Consider the following 14,782-nt stretch of genomic DNA (forward strand, 5'->3'; position numbering starts at 1 on the left):
AACCGACGGTGAAACCATGAGCGAGACGGACTGGCAGGCCTTCCCGCCGCATGTACTGCGCGAATACGCGCTACTGGCCGACGGCGAACGAGGCGCACTGTGCGGGCCCCGCGGCGACATCGCCTGGCTGTGCGCGCCGGGCTGGGACGACGAGGCCGTGCTGTCGACACTGATCGGCGGCAGCGGAGCCTACTCGGTCAGCCCCGCGGGCACCTCGGTGTGGGGCGGCTACTACGAGCCCGGCACACTGATCTGGCGCAACCGCTGGGTCACCACCGACACTGTCGTGGAATGCCGGGAAGCCCTGCGATTCCCCGGCGACCCCCACCGAGTGGTGCTCTTACGCCGCATCGATGCGGTGGACCGCGACGTCGCCATACACGTGCAACTCGACGTGCGCGACGGCTTCGGCCGTCGAGGAATGCGCCAGCTGCGGCGCGACCGACACGGTCGCTGGAGCGCCCGCACCGGAGGACTGTGGTTGCGCTGGTCCGGCGCCCCCGACGCGACGCCGGACGAGCACCACCGGTTACGGCTGGACTTGACACTGCGCGGCGGCAGCCACCACGACCTGGTGCTCGAGATCAGCGACCGGCCCCTGGATGAGCCGATCGACGCTGATGTGGCCTGGTCCGAAACCGAATACGCCTGGCAGGTCGCAGTACCCGAGTTCGACCACAGCGTGGCACCCCGCGACGCGCGCCACGCCTACGCGGTACTGCGCGGTCTCACCACACAAGGCGGCGGCATGGTCGCCGCCGCCACCCTGGGCCTGCCCGAACGAGCCGAAGCCGGCCGCAACTACGACTACCGCTATGTCTGGCTGCGGGACCAGTGCTACGCCGGACTCGCGGCCGCCGTCACCGAGCCCCACCCACTGCTGCACGACGCGGTCGCCTTCACCACCGCTCGCGTGCTCGAACACGGCGATCGCCTCGCCCCCGCGTACCGCACTGACGGCTCGGCCCTGCCCCGCGAATCGACACTCGAGCTGTCGGGCTATCCCGGCGGCACGGGTGTCGTCGGAAACTGGGTCACCGGCCAGTTTCAGCTCGACGCGCTCGGTGAAATCCTGCAGCTGCTGGCCACCATGGCCCGCTATGACCAACTCGAGGGCGACGCCCGCAAAGCGGTGGACGTCGTCGTCGACCTCATCGCCACCCGATGGCAACGCCCGGAGGCCGGAATCTGGGAGCTCCACGACTCCTGGTGGACCCAGTCCCGGCTGGCGTGCGTGGCAGGGCTGCGAGCCATCGCCACCCAGATGCCCGCGGCACGAGGCGGCGAGCTGGTCGGTCTCGCCGACGCCATCCTGGCCGAAACCACCCGCCGCTGCCTGAGCCCGCAAGGCTTCTGGCAGCGTAACCCGGAACTGGCGACCACCGACGCATCACTGCTGCTGCCACCGGTGCGCGGCGCAGTGCCGGCACACGACCCACGCACCCTGGCCACCCTCGCCGCGGTCCACCGTGAACTCACCGAGGACGGCTACGTATACCGATTCGCCCACGACGCTCGACCACTCGGCGAAGCCGAAGGCGCATTCCTGTTGTGCGGGTTTATCATGAGCCTGGCGACCTGGCACCAAGGCGATGACACCGAAGCATTTCGCTGGTTCGAACGCAACCGAGCCGCATGCGGACCGCCCGGCCTGCTCACCGAGGAGTTCGACGTCCGCCAACGCCAACTACGCGGCAACATGCCCCAAGCGTTCGTCCACGCCCTACTCCTCGAGTCCGCACAGCGACTGGCCACCAGCCCGAATGCCGTCGCCACGAACTGAGCGAGCATCCACACAAGCCGTGCGCCGTCCGATCCCCAAAGGCAGAGCCATGAACGAGATTCCGCAGTTCCCGCTCTTCGTGATCATCACCCACGCGCTGAACATCCTCTGGATGAGCCTGCTCATGCGCTCCGGCATCGAAGTCCTCTCCTCGATGCCCAAGCTGTACTGGAACGACGGATGCCACCCGGGCCGCGAGTGGACGCGATTCTCGGCGAAACAGTACGGAGCCGACTCGCGGCGGGCATGGACCTCCCTCGACGAGGAAGAAGAATGGAATCCGGTTATCGCACTCCCCGGACGCAGCAACCTCGGATTGGGCCGGCACTGGCACTTCCTGACCGTGCAATTCTGGATACTCACCGGCGCCGTCTACGTCCTGGCAGTATTCGCATCGGGATACTGGCGCTACCTGATCCCCACCGACTGGGCGATCTTCCCGCACGCCGTCCGCGACATCGGCACCTATCTGCATTTCCAGCTCGCACCACAACTGCCGGGAGAACCGTTCGACGCAGCGCAAAAGCTCGCCTACTGCGCCGTCGTGTTCGTGCTTGCACCACTTCAAATCGCCTCCGGCGCCGCAATGTCACCTGCGGTACTGGCTCGATTTCCTTGGTACGGAAAACTATTCGGCGGCAAGCAGGGCGCACGCAGCATACATTTCATCGGGTTGTGCGCCTTCGCCGGATTCGTCGTCGTGCACGTGCTGATGGTGATCGTGCACGGCCTCCCCAGCGAGTTCGCCAAAATCGTGCTGGGCTCGGAAAACGCCGACCACACCCTCGCCACCATCGTGGGATCGCTCGGCCTGCTCACCATCATCGCGCTCAACATCGCCGCGACAATCTTCTCACGCCTGCAACCGCGCCGGACGCAGCGATTGCTCGGCGTAGTGGTGCATCCGTTCGAATACCTGATCTCCCGGATCGCCACAACCTCCCGACAGCACTACCGCCGACGCGACATCTCCGAATACCACCGCGTCAACGGCTACCCGCCCACCACAAAAGAATACGAAACACTGGCCGCTACCGGATTCGACAACTACCGGCTACCGATCGGCGGCCTCGTCGCTCGACCCCAACGGCTCTCGCTGCCGGAACTGGCCGAAATCGGCTGGCAACGACAGATCACCAAACACAACTGCATCCAGGGCTGGACCGCGATCGCCGAATGGGGCGGCGTGCCACTGACCGACCTCATCGAGCACGTCCAACCCGCCGCCACAGCAACACATGTCGTGTTCTACGGAATGGACGACAAGGGACTCACCGAAGGCCACGGCCGCTACGGTTACTACTACGAGGCGGTGCCCATCGAAATCGCCAAGACACCACAAGCCCTGCTGGCCTTGGAAATGAACCGAGCACCGCTTCCCGTCGAGCACGGCGCACCCGCCCGAATCCGCCTGGAAACCCAGCTGGGATACAAAATGGTCAAATGGGTCAAAGCGATCGAGTTCGTCGACGACACCACACGAATCGGCATGGGGCAAGGCGGCTATCGCGAAGACCAACTCTTCTATGCCAACGCACCCGGCATCTGACCCCCTTCCACCCGCGCAGGAGGCCACCATCATGAACTCCCCATGCGCCGACACCTCACCGCGCGACCCGACAGCCGCGGCAGACGTGCAGCAGGAAGTTGCGGCCGCACGTGCCGCCGTACTACATGGACGCGGCCTCGGCGCCGGCGATGGCGAACTGCTGCAATGTCAACAACAACGCGCGCTACTGGGTGACCTACCCACCCCACTGGCCCGTGAGCTGGTACACCTGGCCACCGCCGCCATCCGATCGACCGCCACGCAGCCACAATCGATCTCCGATGAACTTCGGAGGTTGCACGCCATCTGGTCTACCGACGTCGTTCGGCACTCGGCAGCGGTAGTGGGGGAGTGGCGGCCCAGCCCGAGCTCTCTGCCACGACGACCCGCACTCCCGACGCCGCCCGACTGCCCGGCGGAAAGCACCCGCCACAGACTGGGCAACATATTGCTTGCCTGGCTCAACCGCAGACGTTATGGCCCATGATCTGCCGCGTGGCCAGGCCCCGCAAGTACGACGGTACCGCGGGTGAGCGCTCGATAGCGTTAGAACAGACCGGACGCCCGCCGACCTCGAACAAGCGCTCGAATCAGACACCGCCGCCGATGATGTGTTCGGCTTGGTCGCCACACTCAGCTGGGCCTGCCGGCCGTGTTGGGTGCTGCCGACCGGGATCTCAAAGCTCCGGCGGGCACGGACGGAAAGCGAGAACCGTGATCGCGACCCCTGCGCAACCTTGGCGCCGACATGGACGCCGGCAGGCCGATCACTTCCTTGGCACCAGCTTACACGGAGAAGCGTTGACGCTCAACGTTTTTCGTTGCCATATCTCCATGGAAGCGCATGAGAGCTTTGGCGTCGAACGGCACTGCGCCCGGCATACCGATCGGGACTCGAGGCGTACCTCGTGGCGCCCGAGGCGCTGATGTTGGCACGCGACGACCTCGCCGACGTCTGCGGGTCGACGCGTTGAGTACCAGGCGGGCGGCGAAGGAGTGGGAATTGAGCCAGTCAGGTTCGATGCGAACAGGATCGGGCACGATGCGTTCGCCGGTTCGGGCAAAGCACCCCAGGCCGGTCGCGATCGAACGCAATGTGGTCACGGTGCGGGCCTCGCGCCCGGAACTGGACTCGGGAAGATCGATGATCGCGGCCGAACGGGTCCGCGGGGTCTTCCGGCGACAGGTCATGCTCGGCGACAGCCTCGACACCGACCGTATTCGCGCCGACTATCGCGACGGAGTGCTGCGATTGCGATTCCGTTGGCGAACAAGGCGAAACCGCGCAAGATCGCCGTGGACCGGGTGGAAACCGAACGTCAGGCGATCAACGCCTGACCGCGAGCCGCGCCGTGACTCCGGTGGCGTGGGCGGCGGTGACCGAGAACGAGGACCGCGTTCGGGCCCTGTCCTGGTTGGACGCCCGGTTGCTCGAGCTCGATCCCGACGTCGAGGAACTGTTCGCCGAGGTCGGCGCCATCCTGCGCGATGCCGGCCGGGAGCCGCCGCCGTTTCCCCGCCGACGCCCGAACCCCGCGCCCGCGGAACGGCGGTGGCCGCCGCCGCGCCGGTTACGAGGCCGTCGGCCGCCGCCGGGACCGGTAACCCAGCGCAGTCCGCCCGGACCGGTGTGATCGCGCGAAACGACGACAAGGAGGTGATGCCCGTCTTCAGCACTACGCACATCACACCCTCGGCCCACGGCGGAAACCGAGGCCGGGCAGCGAGCAGGCCCGAGCACACCGCATCCGAGCCGGCCCGATGAATCGCTCACCGGCACACTGTGGTTGCCGAGTTCTGCCACCCGTGTGGCCTACCAAACCGGGCCTCGTTTCCGCCGGTCGAGTCCGCATAATCTTCGTGTCCACGGGTGGGACCGGTCAGCACACGCTTCCGGGCCCACCCGGCCTTCTTGTTCGGCCTACGCCTTGTTCGGTCACGGCACGATATCGAGAATGCCGAGAAACGCGGTCGCCGCCGGGGCACGGGCGGCGCGGCTCCAGATGACGTATTCGACGCGCGCCGGGGCGTCGGAGACGTCGATCGTCGTCACGCCGGTGAGCTGGGGCGCGTACGCGGCCGGCAGCATGGCCACGGCGAGGCCCGGTCCGACCAAACGCGCGATGTAATCCGCGGTGGTCACCTCGAAGGCGACGTCACGATCGAGACCGGCGGCGGCGAAGGCTTGATCGGATTGGATCCGTCCGGCGGTCCCGGCGGGCAGGTCGACGAAGACCTCCGTCGACAGCCTGCGCAGGTCGACCGTCGGCTCCGCGGCCAGCGGATGATCCGGCGCGACTACGGCGACGAGCCGGTCGCGCGCCAATTCCCGGGCCGCGACGCCCTGCGGTGTCGCGGTGGTCGGCAGGCCGAGGAAGGCGATGTCGACCGCACCGTCGCGAACTTTTTCTGCCAGTTCGTCACTGGCGCCTACCCGCAGACTGATCCGCACGTGCGGATACCGCCGGCGGAACTCGCGCAGCGCGTCCGGCACGTCGACCGCGGCGACGGTCGGGATCAATCCGACCGCCAGCCGCCCGCGAATCTCACCGACTGCCGCCGCGACCTCGGCGGCCGCCAGCTCGGCGGCATCCAGACACTGCCGCGCGGCCGGGAGGAATGCGGCACCCGCCGGGGTCAACCGCACTCGGCGACTGGTGCGCTCGAACAGTTTCGCACCGAGTTCCCGTTCCAGCCGAGCGATCTGGTGGCTCAGCGCGGATTGGACGACCAGGCATCGTTCGGCCGCGCGAGTGAAGCTGTTGGTCTCGGCGACCGCGAGGACGTAACGCATCTGCTGCAGCTCCATAGATCAATCTTGTATCGAGATTGATGCGGTGACAAACATGTGTTGGACTCATCGACACAGTCCGGGTGAGATGGCAAGTATGAAAAGTCCAGCACCACAGTGGGTTTCCGGCACCACGGGCGTCTTGACGGCGTTCGCGCCCGCGGTCTGGGGCACCACCTACATCGTCACGACCGAACTACTGCCGCCCGGACACCCGCTGTTCGCGGCTCTGCTGCGCGCGTTGCCGGCGGGCCTGATCATGCTGGCCGTCACCCGGACGCTGCCGCGCGGGCAGTGGTGGTGGAAGGCGGCCGTGCTCGGCGTCTTGAATATCGGGGCGCTCAACGCGCTGCTGTTCATCGCGGCCGAGCGGCTGCCGGGCGGAGTGGCCGCGACGCTGGCCGCCGCGCAGCCGTCGGTGGTGGCGCTCCTCGCGGTGGCCGTCCTGCGCGAACGGGCGTCGATCTGGCGACTCCTGTGGGGAGCGATCGGGGTACTGGGCGTCGGCCTGGTGGTGATCGGGCCGACCGCGGCGCTGGACACCGTCGGGGTGGCGGCGGGGCTGGGAGGCGCGGCGTCGATGGCGCTCGGGCTGACGCTGACCAAACGCTGGGGACGCCCGGCCGAGGCCGGTCCGGTCACTTTCGCCGGGTGGCAGCTCACCGCCGGTGGCCTGTTCCTGCTACCCCTCACCTTCGCCGTCGAGGGCCTGCCACCCGCCGTGGATTCGACGGCCGTGTTCGGCTACCTGTGGCTCGGTGTGGCGGGCGGCCTGATCGCCTACGTGCTGTGGTTCCGCGGTATCACCATGCTCCCGGTGACCACCGTCGCGGTTCTCGTCCTGCTGTCACCACTGGTCGCCGCGGTTCTCGGCGCCGTGGTGCTCGGCCAGACCCTCGGGCCGCTCCAGCTCGTGGGATTCGCGCTCTCACTCGCCGCGATCGTCGCGGGACAGCTGCCCGTACCCACCCGCCGCGCCGATGCGGCGCCCGTCCTGGAAGGGGCCGGTCGATGACGAGTACCGGAAACCGGAGCGCCGTCCTGGTCACGGGCGCGACCGGCGGCCAGGGCGGCGCGGTCACCCGGCGCCTTCTCGATGCGGGTCGGCGGGTGCGCGCCCTCGTGCGTGACCCGCACACGCCGAAGGCGCTGGAATTGGCGGCGGCGGGGGCGGAGATCGTCGCAGGCGATCTGGACGACCGACGGTCGTTGGACGCGGCGGCACAGGGCGTGGACGGCGTATTCAGTGTGCAACCGGCCGATTTCACCGATCCGCGTCCTGAAGTCGAAGTGCGCCGGGGGAAGAACGTCGCCGATGCGGCCGCCGCCGCGGGCGTCGCGCACCTGGTCTACAGTTCCGTCGCGGCCGTCGGATATGCCTCGGGGGTAACGCATTTCGAGTCCAAGGCCGAGATCGAGGCGCATATCGACGCTCTCGGTGTGCCCGCGACCGTACTGCGACCGGTCTTCTTCATGGAGAACTGGCGGTATCTGCTTCCGGATATCGCACACGGCGCCCGGGTCGGCGCGCTGGCCCTGGACGCCGAGACCGCGCTGCAGATGATCTCCCTCGACGATATCGGGCACATCGCCGCGGACGTCTTCGAACACCGGGCCGAATTCCTCGGCACGAAACTCGAGATCGCCGGCGACGAGTTGACCGTGCGGCAGATCGCCGAGGTGATCAGCGCGGCCGACGGGATCCCGACGCGGTTCGAGCGGCAGCCCATCGAGCGACTGCGAGCCGAATCCCCGGAACTGGCGTGCATGTTCGACTGGCTCGACACCCACGGCTACCGCGCCGACATCGCCGCACTCCGGCGGCGTTACCCCGGGCTGGCGACTCTCGAAATGTGGTGGAAGGGGCGGCGGCAGTCATGAAGCGGCTCTTCGGTATCTCGGTGGCGCTGCTGTGTTTCGGCATCGCCGTGCCGGCTCCCACTCACGCGCAGCCGGCCCTGTTCCCCACCGTGATCGACCTGCCCGCCGGGTTCCGGCCAGAAGGTATCGCGATCGGGTCGCTGCCGGTGGCCTATATCGGCTCGGCCGTGGACGGTTCCATCTACCGTGCGGATCTGGTCACCGGGCACGGCGACATCCTGAGTCGCGGTCCGGGCACCCCGGCGCTGGGCTTGCGGCTCGATCACCCCGGACGGCTGTTCGTCGCCGGTGGTACCGGCGGTGACGCGCGGGTGGTGGATATTCGCTCGGGTGCGGTGCTGGCGAGCTATCGACTCGGAACTCCCCCGGACACCTTCGTCAACGACGTGGTGTTCACACCGACCGGCGCGTGGTTCACCGACTCCCGCACTCCCGTGCTGTATCACCTGCCCATCGGCCCCGATGGTGCGCTGCCGCCGCCGGAGGCGGTGGTGCGGCTGCCACTGACCGGTGAGATCACCTACGTGACCGGAGCGATCAACGCGAACGGGATCGTGGGCACTCCCGACGGGGCAGGACTCGTCCTCGTCCAGTCGGCGACCGGGCGGCAGTTCCGCGTCGATCCGGCGACCGGGGTGACCCGCCGCATCGATCTGGGAACCGAGGCGGTCCCCGCCGGCGACGGCCTGCTCCGCCACGGCACGACCCTGCTCGTAGTTCAGAACCGCCTCGACGCGGTCGCCGTGATCACCCTCGATCCCGCCGGAACCACCGGCACCGTGCAACGGCGAATCACGAACGCGCGCTTCGATGTTCCGACCACCGTCGCCTGGTTCGATCACCGTCTGTATCTGCCCAACGCCCGGTACGACACCCCGTCGCGACCGTCCACGCCCTACTCGGTGGTCGCGGTCGATCGGCCGTGGTGAATCGGGCGCGCCGGCCACGGCGATTGGTCCTGCCGGCCGCGGAAGCGTTTGGGCGGCAACACGTGTCGATTCGACAGTGGCCCTTGAAAGGCCGTGCACGGCCGCCATGAAGGTGTCGCCGATAACTGAGTCCGCCAGAAGTGCTCACCCGAAAGCGATAATTCCAGCCCTCCGGGCTGCACTCCGAGGATTTCCGCCACCTGGGCGCGGTTGAGGTAATGCTCGGTCACGATTTGCGTTCCCGTAGTTCGGCGGCGAACACGAAGGCGGTTGCGGCGAGCCATCCGGCCGCAAACCAGGCGGCGCGGGTCGGTGCCCAATCGTCGGCCAGGAGCGCGGCGGCGAATACTGCGAGTCCGAGGGAGAGCCCAGCCGGGCGGATCCACCTTTCCATGGTCTTGTCCTTCGTTTCGTTGGGGCGACTCCCACGGACCGATTTCCGGCGCCCGCTCTCGGCCCCCCTAGCGGCTGCGATCGAATCCTCCAAAGCCCCAGCCTCGTTCCGGGCGCTCCGGTAGTAGTTGCGGGCTCCAGACCGTGGGGCGCTGCAGGTCGCGCAGCCGCCGGTCGAGCACGCCGCGGACATGGTCGCTGAGCTTCGTGAGTTCGACCCGCTCGTCCGGCGGGAGCGACGCCCGCTGGAGTTTGTCGTCGAGGGAATCCAACTCCTCGGAGAAGATCCCGTACGCCCGGGCAGATCGTTCACGCCGATCCAGGTGGCTGAGCCGGGACCGCACGTCCTCGTACTCCTCACGAAGGCTCGGCATAGCGATCATCCCCCTGCAACTCTGTGTCCTCTTCGATGGTAAGCCACAGCGCACTGCAGGTCAGCTCGATCCAGACGCGGATCCGGCTGTGCCACCGCATATCTCACCTTTGCCCGAACGAGGGGGCCGATGTCGCCGGTGACGGCACCTCGATCGACCGGCACGATCGAGACTGGAAATCGAGAACTCCAGACTCGCCGTGATCGCCGAGTACTGCGGGCTCGCCGTGGAACAAATGCGCCGGTCCGGGCAACGCATCGACAACAGGGCAGGCCCACATCTCACCCGCGCCCAGCGCCAACATCAACTTCTTCGGCGCGATCGAAATCGACATCGAGGGGCGAACTCGCCGCGCTCGGCACCACCGGCTACCGGCCGCGCGGGTACGCGACACTCTGTTCCGACCCGCTGGGCCCTCACCCCGCAGGACGGGCGATCGGCCCTAGGAGCTCGCGGCGGGGCGGATCAGCGATCTCAGGGGCGGGGTCCGGCCCCGACGTGTCTGGATGCTGGCTGTGGTTGCGTGTGGTGGGGGCCGCTCGGGCAGACCGCGCAGGGTGGACCGTCAGGCGGTCGGGCCGTTGTTCGCGTCGATGCTATCGACGAACCGTTCGACGCTGTCGAGTGCGCTCCGTGCCTCCGACAGCCGCGGGTATCCCATCTGGAACACATGGAACATTCCCGGCCACAGCTCGAGTTCGCACCGCCCGCCTGCCGCGCGCAGTGCCGCGGCATAGTGTTGGGAGTCCGAGGCGAGAACCTCGCTGCCGCCGGTCTGCAACAGCATCGGCGGCAGGTCGGGTCCGACCGTGGCGAGGACGTCCAGGCGCGGATCACTGAAATCGGTGTCCACGAAATAGGTTTGGGTGATCCGTCGACCGGTGCGGGCGGAGACGAACTGGTCCCACACGTGTGTGTTGTGGGCCGCCGCGAGCTGCCAGGTCGGGTCGACGAGGCTGGAGAATCCGATCACCGCCGCGGGCTGGTCAACTCCGAGTTCGCGGAGTTGGGCGCACAGGCCCAGGGCGAGGTGGCCGCCGGCCGAATCGCCTATCACGATGATGTCGCTGGCGGTATGCCCTTGGTCGATCAGCCACAGGTAGCCGTTGAGGATGTCGTCATGGGCGGCGGGGAAGCGGTATTTCGGTGCTCGCCGATAGCGCACGGCGTAGGCGGGTCGGTGCAGTCGGCGTGTCAGTTCCGACACCAGGCCGCGGTGGGTCCAGGGGCTGCAACTGATGTATCCGCTGCCGTGGATGTAATAGATCATCCGGGTGCCGGGCTCTGCCGGCCCGCCGACCCATTCTCCGATGGTCCGGCCGTTGGGTCCTGCGGCATCGACTCTCATGGGTGGCAGCGTCGGAGCGAACCACATCCGACAGGCCACGACCTGCGTGAAGCGGTAGCCGAGCACACCGAGGGGGGTATGCAGCGGCAGTAGCCACAGTGTGGGCCGCACGAAGATTCGCGACGCCCAGATGGTCAGCCACGCGGCGAAGGAGCGCGCCACCGTGATCACCGGATCATCGGAGCGACCGCTTGCCGGGTGTGGTGCGGCGGGTTCGGCCGGCCGGGTCGAGGCGCTGACCGGATCGGATGTGTACATGGGGTTCCTCGAGATCAGGGTGCACAGGGAGGTCCGCCCGCCCCGGCGGTGTGCGGTGCGGGCGGGGAGTCCGGTCTCCGGTGCGGGTGGGGGGTCGAGCCTGGTTACCGGGTGGGGACGGTGATGGTGCCGTAGTCCAGGCCGCCGTGGCTGAAGGTCGGCACGAGCGGCCACTGTCGCTTCCAGTTCGCGCATTCGGAGGACGGGATGATCTGGCGCCACTGCGGGTTCCGCGGCGACGGGCTGGCGAGGGTCTTCTCCTTCACCATGGAGTCGTACTGGTCGAGGGAGTCTTCGAGGGTGTTGGCGTTGAGCACGACCTCGCGGCCGTAGAACTGGGCGGTGCGGCGCACGCCGGGAATCTTCGACAGTTCGGGTTGCCAACTGTCGGCGGCCATCCCGTTCTCCGACGACACCCACACCCCGTCGGGGGTGTTGACGACCAGAGAATGGTTGCCGTCGGTGTGGCCGGGTGTCCACAGCAGGCTGACCCCGACTCCGAGTTCGACATCGCCGTCGAAGATTTCGAGCCGATCCGCGGGTACCCCGTTCATGCCGCCGTCGACATACCACGCCCATTGCATGGGGTGCATGGACTCGAAGGTGCCCAGTTCCCGGCGATGCACGAGCAGTTTGGCGTTGGGGAACAAGGGCTTGCGCGGTTCGGCCTCGCCTTCGATGGGCTCGCTGCTGCCCACGATCATGCGTGGGTCCTGGACGTGGAGGTGGTCGAAGCTGATGTAGTCCACGTCGTCGTTGGTCAACCCCAGGCGCGGCAGCACCTGATCGGGCTCGTTGTAGTACTTGACGAACAGCGATTCCAGGCCGACGCGGCGGCTGAAGCGCTGCAACTGGCCGTAGAACGGGGCTTCCGCGGAACCGGCGGCTACGGTGGGTTCCCACACCAGGGTCTTCAGTTCGCCGTCGAAGCCCTCGAACTGGATCACGAACATGCGGTTGATGATCGAGATGAAGGGGTTGAGGTTGACCGAGTAGTTCTGGAACGCGTACTGCGCCGGATACGGGGCGGCGGCGATGTCGAAACTCTTGACCGCTTTCACCTGCCCCTGGCGCAGAAATCGTTCCCGGTAACTCAGTGCCGCTTCGCGAACAGCGTCGAGCCGCCGGCCCCGGGGCCAGATGTCGTGGACGCCGGAGAACTCGGGGATGGGGCGGACGGTGCCGGATTCGATGTTGGTCATCAGGACTCCTTCGGGTCGGTGGTCTCGGTCAGGGCGCGGTGTTCGTAGCCTGCGCGGGTGTTCGAATTCCGTGTTGCCTCGACTTGGTTGGGCACCGTGCGGCGCAATACCTGGTCACGGATCGACTGCGGTAGCACAGCGGCGATGCGGACCAGCAGACCGATCGAGGCCGGCACGGTGACCTCGAAACGTGGGCGGCGCAAGACCGCGACGACGGCGGCGGCGACGTCGCCGGGCTGCAACGGCGAGGTCGCGCCGCTGTCGGTGCCGATCGCGAGCTCGGTGTCCACGACGCCGGGCATGATCACCGAGATCTCGACGCCACTGCCGCGCAGTTCCTCGCGGACGCCGGTGAGGTAGCCCAGGACGGCGTGTTTGGTGGCGGCGTAGGTGGATTCTCCGGGCGGGGCGAGTTTGGAGGCGGCCGAGGCGATGGTGACGAAGTGACCGCGGCCGCGCTCGCGCATCGACGGTGCGACCAAGCGCACGCCTCGGATCACGCCGTGCAGGTTCACCGCGAGCATGCGCTCGGTCGCGGTCTCGGGTTCGTCTTCGAAGGCCCCGACCCACATGACACCGGCGTTGTTGACCAACACGTCGAGTGGACCCCACAAGGCGGTGACTTCGGCGAGGAACCGGCGGAACGACCCGGTATCGGTCACATCGAGCGTGAACGCATGCACCTGACCCGGTAACGCCTGCGCGGTGGCCTCGGCGGCCTGGATATCGCGATCGCCGATCGCGACCCGGGCACCGGCCTCGGCGAGCCGGCGCGCGATCTCGCGCCCGATGCCCTGCGCACCGCCGGTGACGGCCACGATGCGCCCTGCCAGTGCTGTTTCCGTCATTGTGTGATGCCTTCCCTGCGTCGGCTCGACACAGCGATCAATGTTGGGCAATCGCGATTGTCAGAAATGGTTCGGCTAGTATTGCACCTCGTCGGCAGGAAGGAAAGGCCCCACATGACCCGCCCGGGACCCCCCGGCCCGAAACCCTCCGGCCGCAAGTACTCCGGTGTCGCTCCGGAGGAGCGAGTGCGTCAGCGCCGGGCGGCCATCCTCGAATCCGCTCTGGAGCAGTACGGCACGGCCGGCTACGCGGCCGCGTCGATCAAGCAGATCTGCCGCGGCGCCGGCGTCACCGAGCGGTACTTCTACGAGTCGTTCTCCAACCAGGAGTTCTGCCTGGCCGCCCTCTACGACAACCTGGCCGAGACGATGCGCGCGGAGACCATCGCCGCACTCGAGCAGGCCGATCCCGATCTCGACGCACTCACCGCAGCCGGACTCGAAGCCTTCATCCACTACCTGACCAGCGACCCGCGCCGCGCGCGGGTAGTGCTCATCGAGGTCGTCGGGGTTTCACCGGACATGGAACAGCGCCGCCATCGGGTTCTGCGCGATTTCGTCGACACCGTGATGGCCATCTGGGCGACAGAGAGCCCTCGCTCGCTGACGCGAGCCCAGCGGTTGACCGCGACCGCACTGGTCGGCGGCGTCAACCACCTGCTGGTCGACTGGTTGATGGACGGTTGCCATGACGACCCCGCCGACCTCGTGACGGTCTGCGTGGACCTGTTCGCCGCCGCCCGCGCACGCTGGAACACCACCACATCGTCTTCATAGTGCCCGTGCGAACCGCCCCATCGTCTCGGCGCGACGGCGTGATCGACCTCGGCGAGATCGCCCGGCCGACCGGTGCGCGCCGTCAGCTGGGCGACGAATCGGCGGACCCGCAGACCGCTGAACCCCTTCGACGACCGGATCGGCGCCGCGCTCGAATCGCTTTGGGGCAGCACGGCGGTCAACACCTGGAACGCGCGGTGCGCCGGGGTCGGCAAATGGCTGAGCTGGTGCGCCGAGCAGGGCTGGACTGCACCGACGCTCCCCGCGACGGCCGGGCGCTCGACTCCGCCGGACTCCGAGACCCCGGTCCGCTCACGGACCGCGATTGACCGGCTCATCGCCCGCCGCGAAATCCACCTGCGGGAGAAGACACTGAATGCTCTACGAGACTTGCGCCCGCGCCGAAGAACTGCTCCAGCTCAACATCGAAGACCTCGACCTCGTGGGCCGCACCGCGGCTCCGCGCGATGCGTCTCAGGGGTCTTCCATGACCGTCACGCCCAAGAGCAGGCGTAGCAACGTGAACAAGGTCGTAGTCGTCTCCGATATTGCGCATCGAGGCGGGCGTAGTACCACGCGGTGGCAATCGCGACTCCGAACACGACGCTGCGTAAGGAACTCAGCGGCCGGAACCCGTCGAACAAGGTGT

General features: G+C 67.6%; 13 protein-coding genes and 2 pseudogenes. 9 read left to right on the forward strand and 6 right to left on the reverse strand.

Annotation, left to right across the window (positions count from 1 at the left end; genetic code table 11):
- Nucleotides 1-16: 16 nt before the first annotated feature.
- The 4 genes and pseudogenes from NK1_RS07045 (at nt 17) to NK1_RS07055 (ending at nt 4,966) form a co-directional block, all read left to right on the forward strand.
- Entirely contained in the window at nt 17-1,783 is a 1,767-nt protein-coding gene (locus NK1_RS07045) for a glycoside hydrolase family 15 protein (RefSeq protein WP_063007737.1), read from the forward strand.
- Between the two features lie 19 nt (nt 1,784-1,802).
- The gene (locus NK1_RS07050) at nt 1,803-3,332 is read left to right on the forward strand and encodes a molybdopterin-dependent oxidoreductase (RefSeq protein WP_218023071.1); all 1,530 of its coding nucleotides are present in this window, start codon (nt 1,803-1,805) and stop codon (nt 3,330-3,332) included.
- Nucleotides 3,333-4,416: 1,084 nt separating this feature from the next.
- Nucleotides 4,417-4,670, forward strand: a pseudogene (locus NK1_RS33500) (Hsp20/alpha crystallin family protein); the annotation flags it as partial.
- A gap of 38 nt (nt 4,671-4,708) precedes the next feature.
- Nucleotides 4,709-4,966 (forward strand): hypothetical protein, encoded by a 258-nt coding sequence (locus NK1_RS07055; RefSeq protein WP_157104124.1) that lies wholly within the window; start codon nt 4,709-4,711, stop codon nt 4,964-4,966.
- A gap of 302 nt (nt 4,967-5,268) precedes the next feature.
- Here the strand turns inward: NK1_RS07055 and NK1_RS07060 are convergent, their stop codons facing one another.
- Nucleotides 5,269-6,141 (reverse strand): LysR family transcriptional regulator, encoded by an 873-nt coding sequence (locus tag NK1_RS07060; protein ID WP_063007740.1) that lies wholly within the window; start codon nt 6,139-6,141, stop codon nt 5,269-5,271.
- A 79-nt stretch (nt 6,142-6,220) separates the two neighbouring features.
- Here NK1_RS07060 and NK1_RS07065 point away from each other — a divergent pair, with 79 nt between their 5' ends.
- Genes NK1_RS07065 through NK1_RS07075 form a run of 3 tightly spaced genes read left to right on the forward strand, consistent with a single transcriptional unit; the run spans nt 6,221 to nt 8,933 of the window.
- Nucleotides 6,221-7,138 carry an EamA family transporter gene (locus tag NK1_RS07065; RefSeq protein ID WP_084460650.1) on the forward strand — a complete coding sequence of 306 codons (918 nt, stop codon included), beginning with the start codon at nt 6,221-6,223 and terminating at the stop codon, nt 7,136-7,138.
- Nucleotides 7,135-8,004, forward strand: coding sequence for an NmrA family NAD(P)-binding protein (locus NK1_RS07070; RefSeq protein WP_063007742.1), 870 nt, complete (start codon nt 7,135-7,137; stop codon nt 8,002-8,004). The genes NK1_RS07065 and NK1_RS07070 overlap by 4 nt, the downstream gene beginning before the upstream one ends.
- The gene (locus tag NK1_RS07075) at nt 8,001-8,933 is read left to right on the forward strand and encodes an SMP-30/gluconolactonase/LRE family protein (RefSeq protein ID WP_063007743.1); all 933 of its coding nucleotides are present in this window, start codon (nt 8,001-8,003) and stop codon (nt 8,931-8,933) included. The genes NK1_RS07070 and NK1_RS07075 overlap by 4 nt, the downstream gene beginning before the upstream one ends.
- 226 nt (nt 8,934-9,159) lie before the next feature.
- Here NK1_RS07075 and NK1_RS34255 read toward each other — a convergent pair whose 3' ends face one another.
- Both NK1_RS34255 and NK1_RS07080 read right to left on the reverse strand, forming a co-directional pair.
- On the reverse strand, nt 9,160-9,327 hold the full coding sequence (locus NK1_RS34255) for a hypothetical protein (protein ID WP_157104125.1): 168 nt from the start codon (nt 9,325-9,327) through the stop codon (nt 9,160-9,162).
- A 67-nt stretch (nt 9,328-9,394) separates the two neighbouring features.
- Nucleotides 9,395-9,700, reverse strand: a complete 306-nt coding sequence (locus NK1_RS07080; RefSeq protein WP_157104126.1) for a hypothetical protein — start codon at nt 9,698-9,700, stop codon at nt 9,395-9,397.
- 202 nt (nt 9,701-9,902) lie between these two features.
- On the opposite strand from NK1_RS07080, the pseudogene NK1_RS36160 reads away from it, so the two are divergent.
- Nucleotides 9,903-10,146, forward strand: a pseudogene (locus NK1_RS36160) (hypothetical protein); the annotation flags it as partial.
- Between the two features lie 119 nt (nt 10,147-10,265).
- On the opposite strand, the gene NK1_RS07085 reads toward NK1_RS36160, so the two are convergent.
- The 3 genes from NK1_RS07085 to NK1_RS07095 all read right to left on the reverse strand — a co-directional run bounded on the left by NK1_RS07085 (nt 10,266) and on the right by NK1_RS07095 (nt 13,356).
- Entirely contained in the window at nt 10,266-11,306 is a 1,041-nt protein-coding gene (locus tag NK1_RS07085; protein WP_084460651.1) for an alpha/beta hydrolase fold domain-containing protein, read from the reverse strand.
- A 104-nt stretch (nt 11,307-11,410) separates the two neighbouring features.
- Complete coding sequence (locus tag NK1_RS07090) at nt 11,411-12,508, reverse strand: MBL fold metallo-hydrolase (RefSeq protein WP_063007745.1); 1,098 nt, start codon at nt 12,506-12,508, stop codon at nt 11,411-11,413.
- A complete protein-coding gene (locus NK1_RS07095) occupies nt 12,508-13,356 on the reverse strand; it encodes an SDR family oxidoreductase (RefSeq protein WP_063007746.1) in 849 nt (282 codons plus the stop codon). Before NK1_RS07095 ends, NK1_RS07090 begins: the two co-directional genes overlap by 1 nt.
- Before the next feature lie 114 nt (nt 13,357-13,470).
- Between NK1_RS07095 and NK1_RS07100 the strand changes: the two genes are divergently transcribed.
- Entirely contained in the window at nt 13,471-14,133 is a 663-nt protein-coding gene (locus tag NK1_RS07100; RefSeq protein WP_063007747.1) for a TetR/AcrR family transcriptional regulator, read from the forward strand.
- The last annotated feature ends 649 nt before the right edge of the window (nt 14,134-14,782 follow it).

The organism is Nocardia kruczakiae NBRC 101016 (genome assembly GCF_001612965.1).
Classification (GTDB): domain Bacteria; phylum Actinomycetota; class Actinomycetes; order Mycobacteriales; family Mycobacteriaceae; genus Nocardia; species Nocardia kruczakiae.

Coding starts and splice junctions, on each gene's coding strand:
- NK1_RS07045 (WP_063007737.1), top strand. CDS start 17: ATGAGCGAGACGGACTGGCAGGCCTTCCCGCCGCATGTACTGCGCGAA.
- NK1_RS07060 (WP_063007740.1), bottom strand. CDS start 6,141: ATGGAGCTGCAGCAGATGCGTTACGTCCTCGCGGTCGCCGAGACCAAC.
- NK1_RS07065 (WP_084460650.1), top strand. CDS start 6,221: ATGAAAAGTCCAGCACCACAGTGGGTTTCCGGCACCACGGGCGTCTTG.
- NK1_RS07070 (WP_063007742.1), top strand. CDS start 7,135: ATGACGAGTACCGGAAACCGGAGCGCCGTCCTGGTCACGGGCGCGACC.
- NK1_RS07075 (WP_063007743.1), top strand. CDS start 8,001: ATGAAGCGGCTCTTCGGTATCTCGGTGGCGCTGCTGTGTTTCGGCATC.
- NK1_RS34255 (WP_157104125.1), bottom strand. CDS start 9,327: ATGGAAAGGTGGATCCGCCCGGCTGGGCTCTCCCTCGGACTCGCAGTA.
- NK1_RS07080 (WP_157104126.1), bottom strand. CDS start 9,700: ATGCCGAGCCTTCGTGAGGAGTACGAGGACGTGCGGTCCCGGCTCAGC.
- NK1_RS07085 (WP_084460651.1), bottom strand. CDS start 11,306: ATGTACACATCCGATCCGGTCAGCGCCTCGACCCGGCCGGCCGAACCC.
- NK1_RS07090 (WP_063007745.1), bottom strand. CDS start 12,508: ATGACCAACATCGAATCCGGCACCGTCCGCCCCATCCCCGAGTTCTCC.
- NK1_RS07095 (WP_063007746.1), bottom strand. CDS start 13,356: ATGACGGAAACAGCACTGGCAGGGCGCATCGTGGCCGTCACCGGCGGT.
- NK1_RS07100 (WP_063007747.1), top strand. CDS start 13,471: ATGACCCGCCCGGGACCCCCCGGCCCGAAACCCTCCGGCCGCAAGTAC.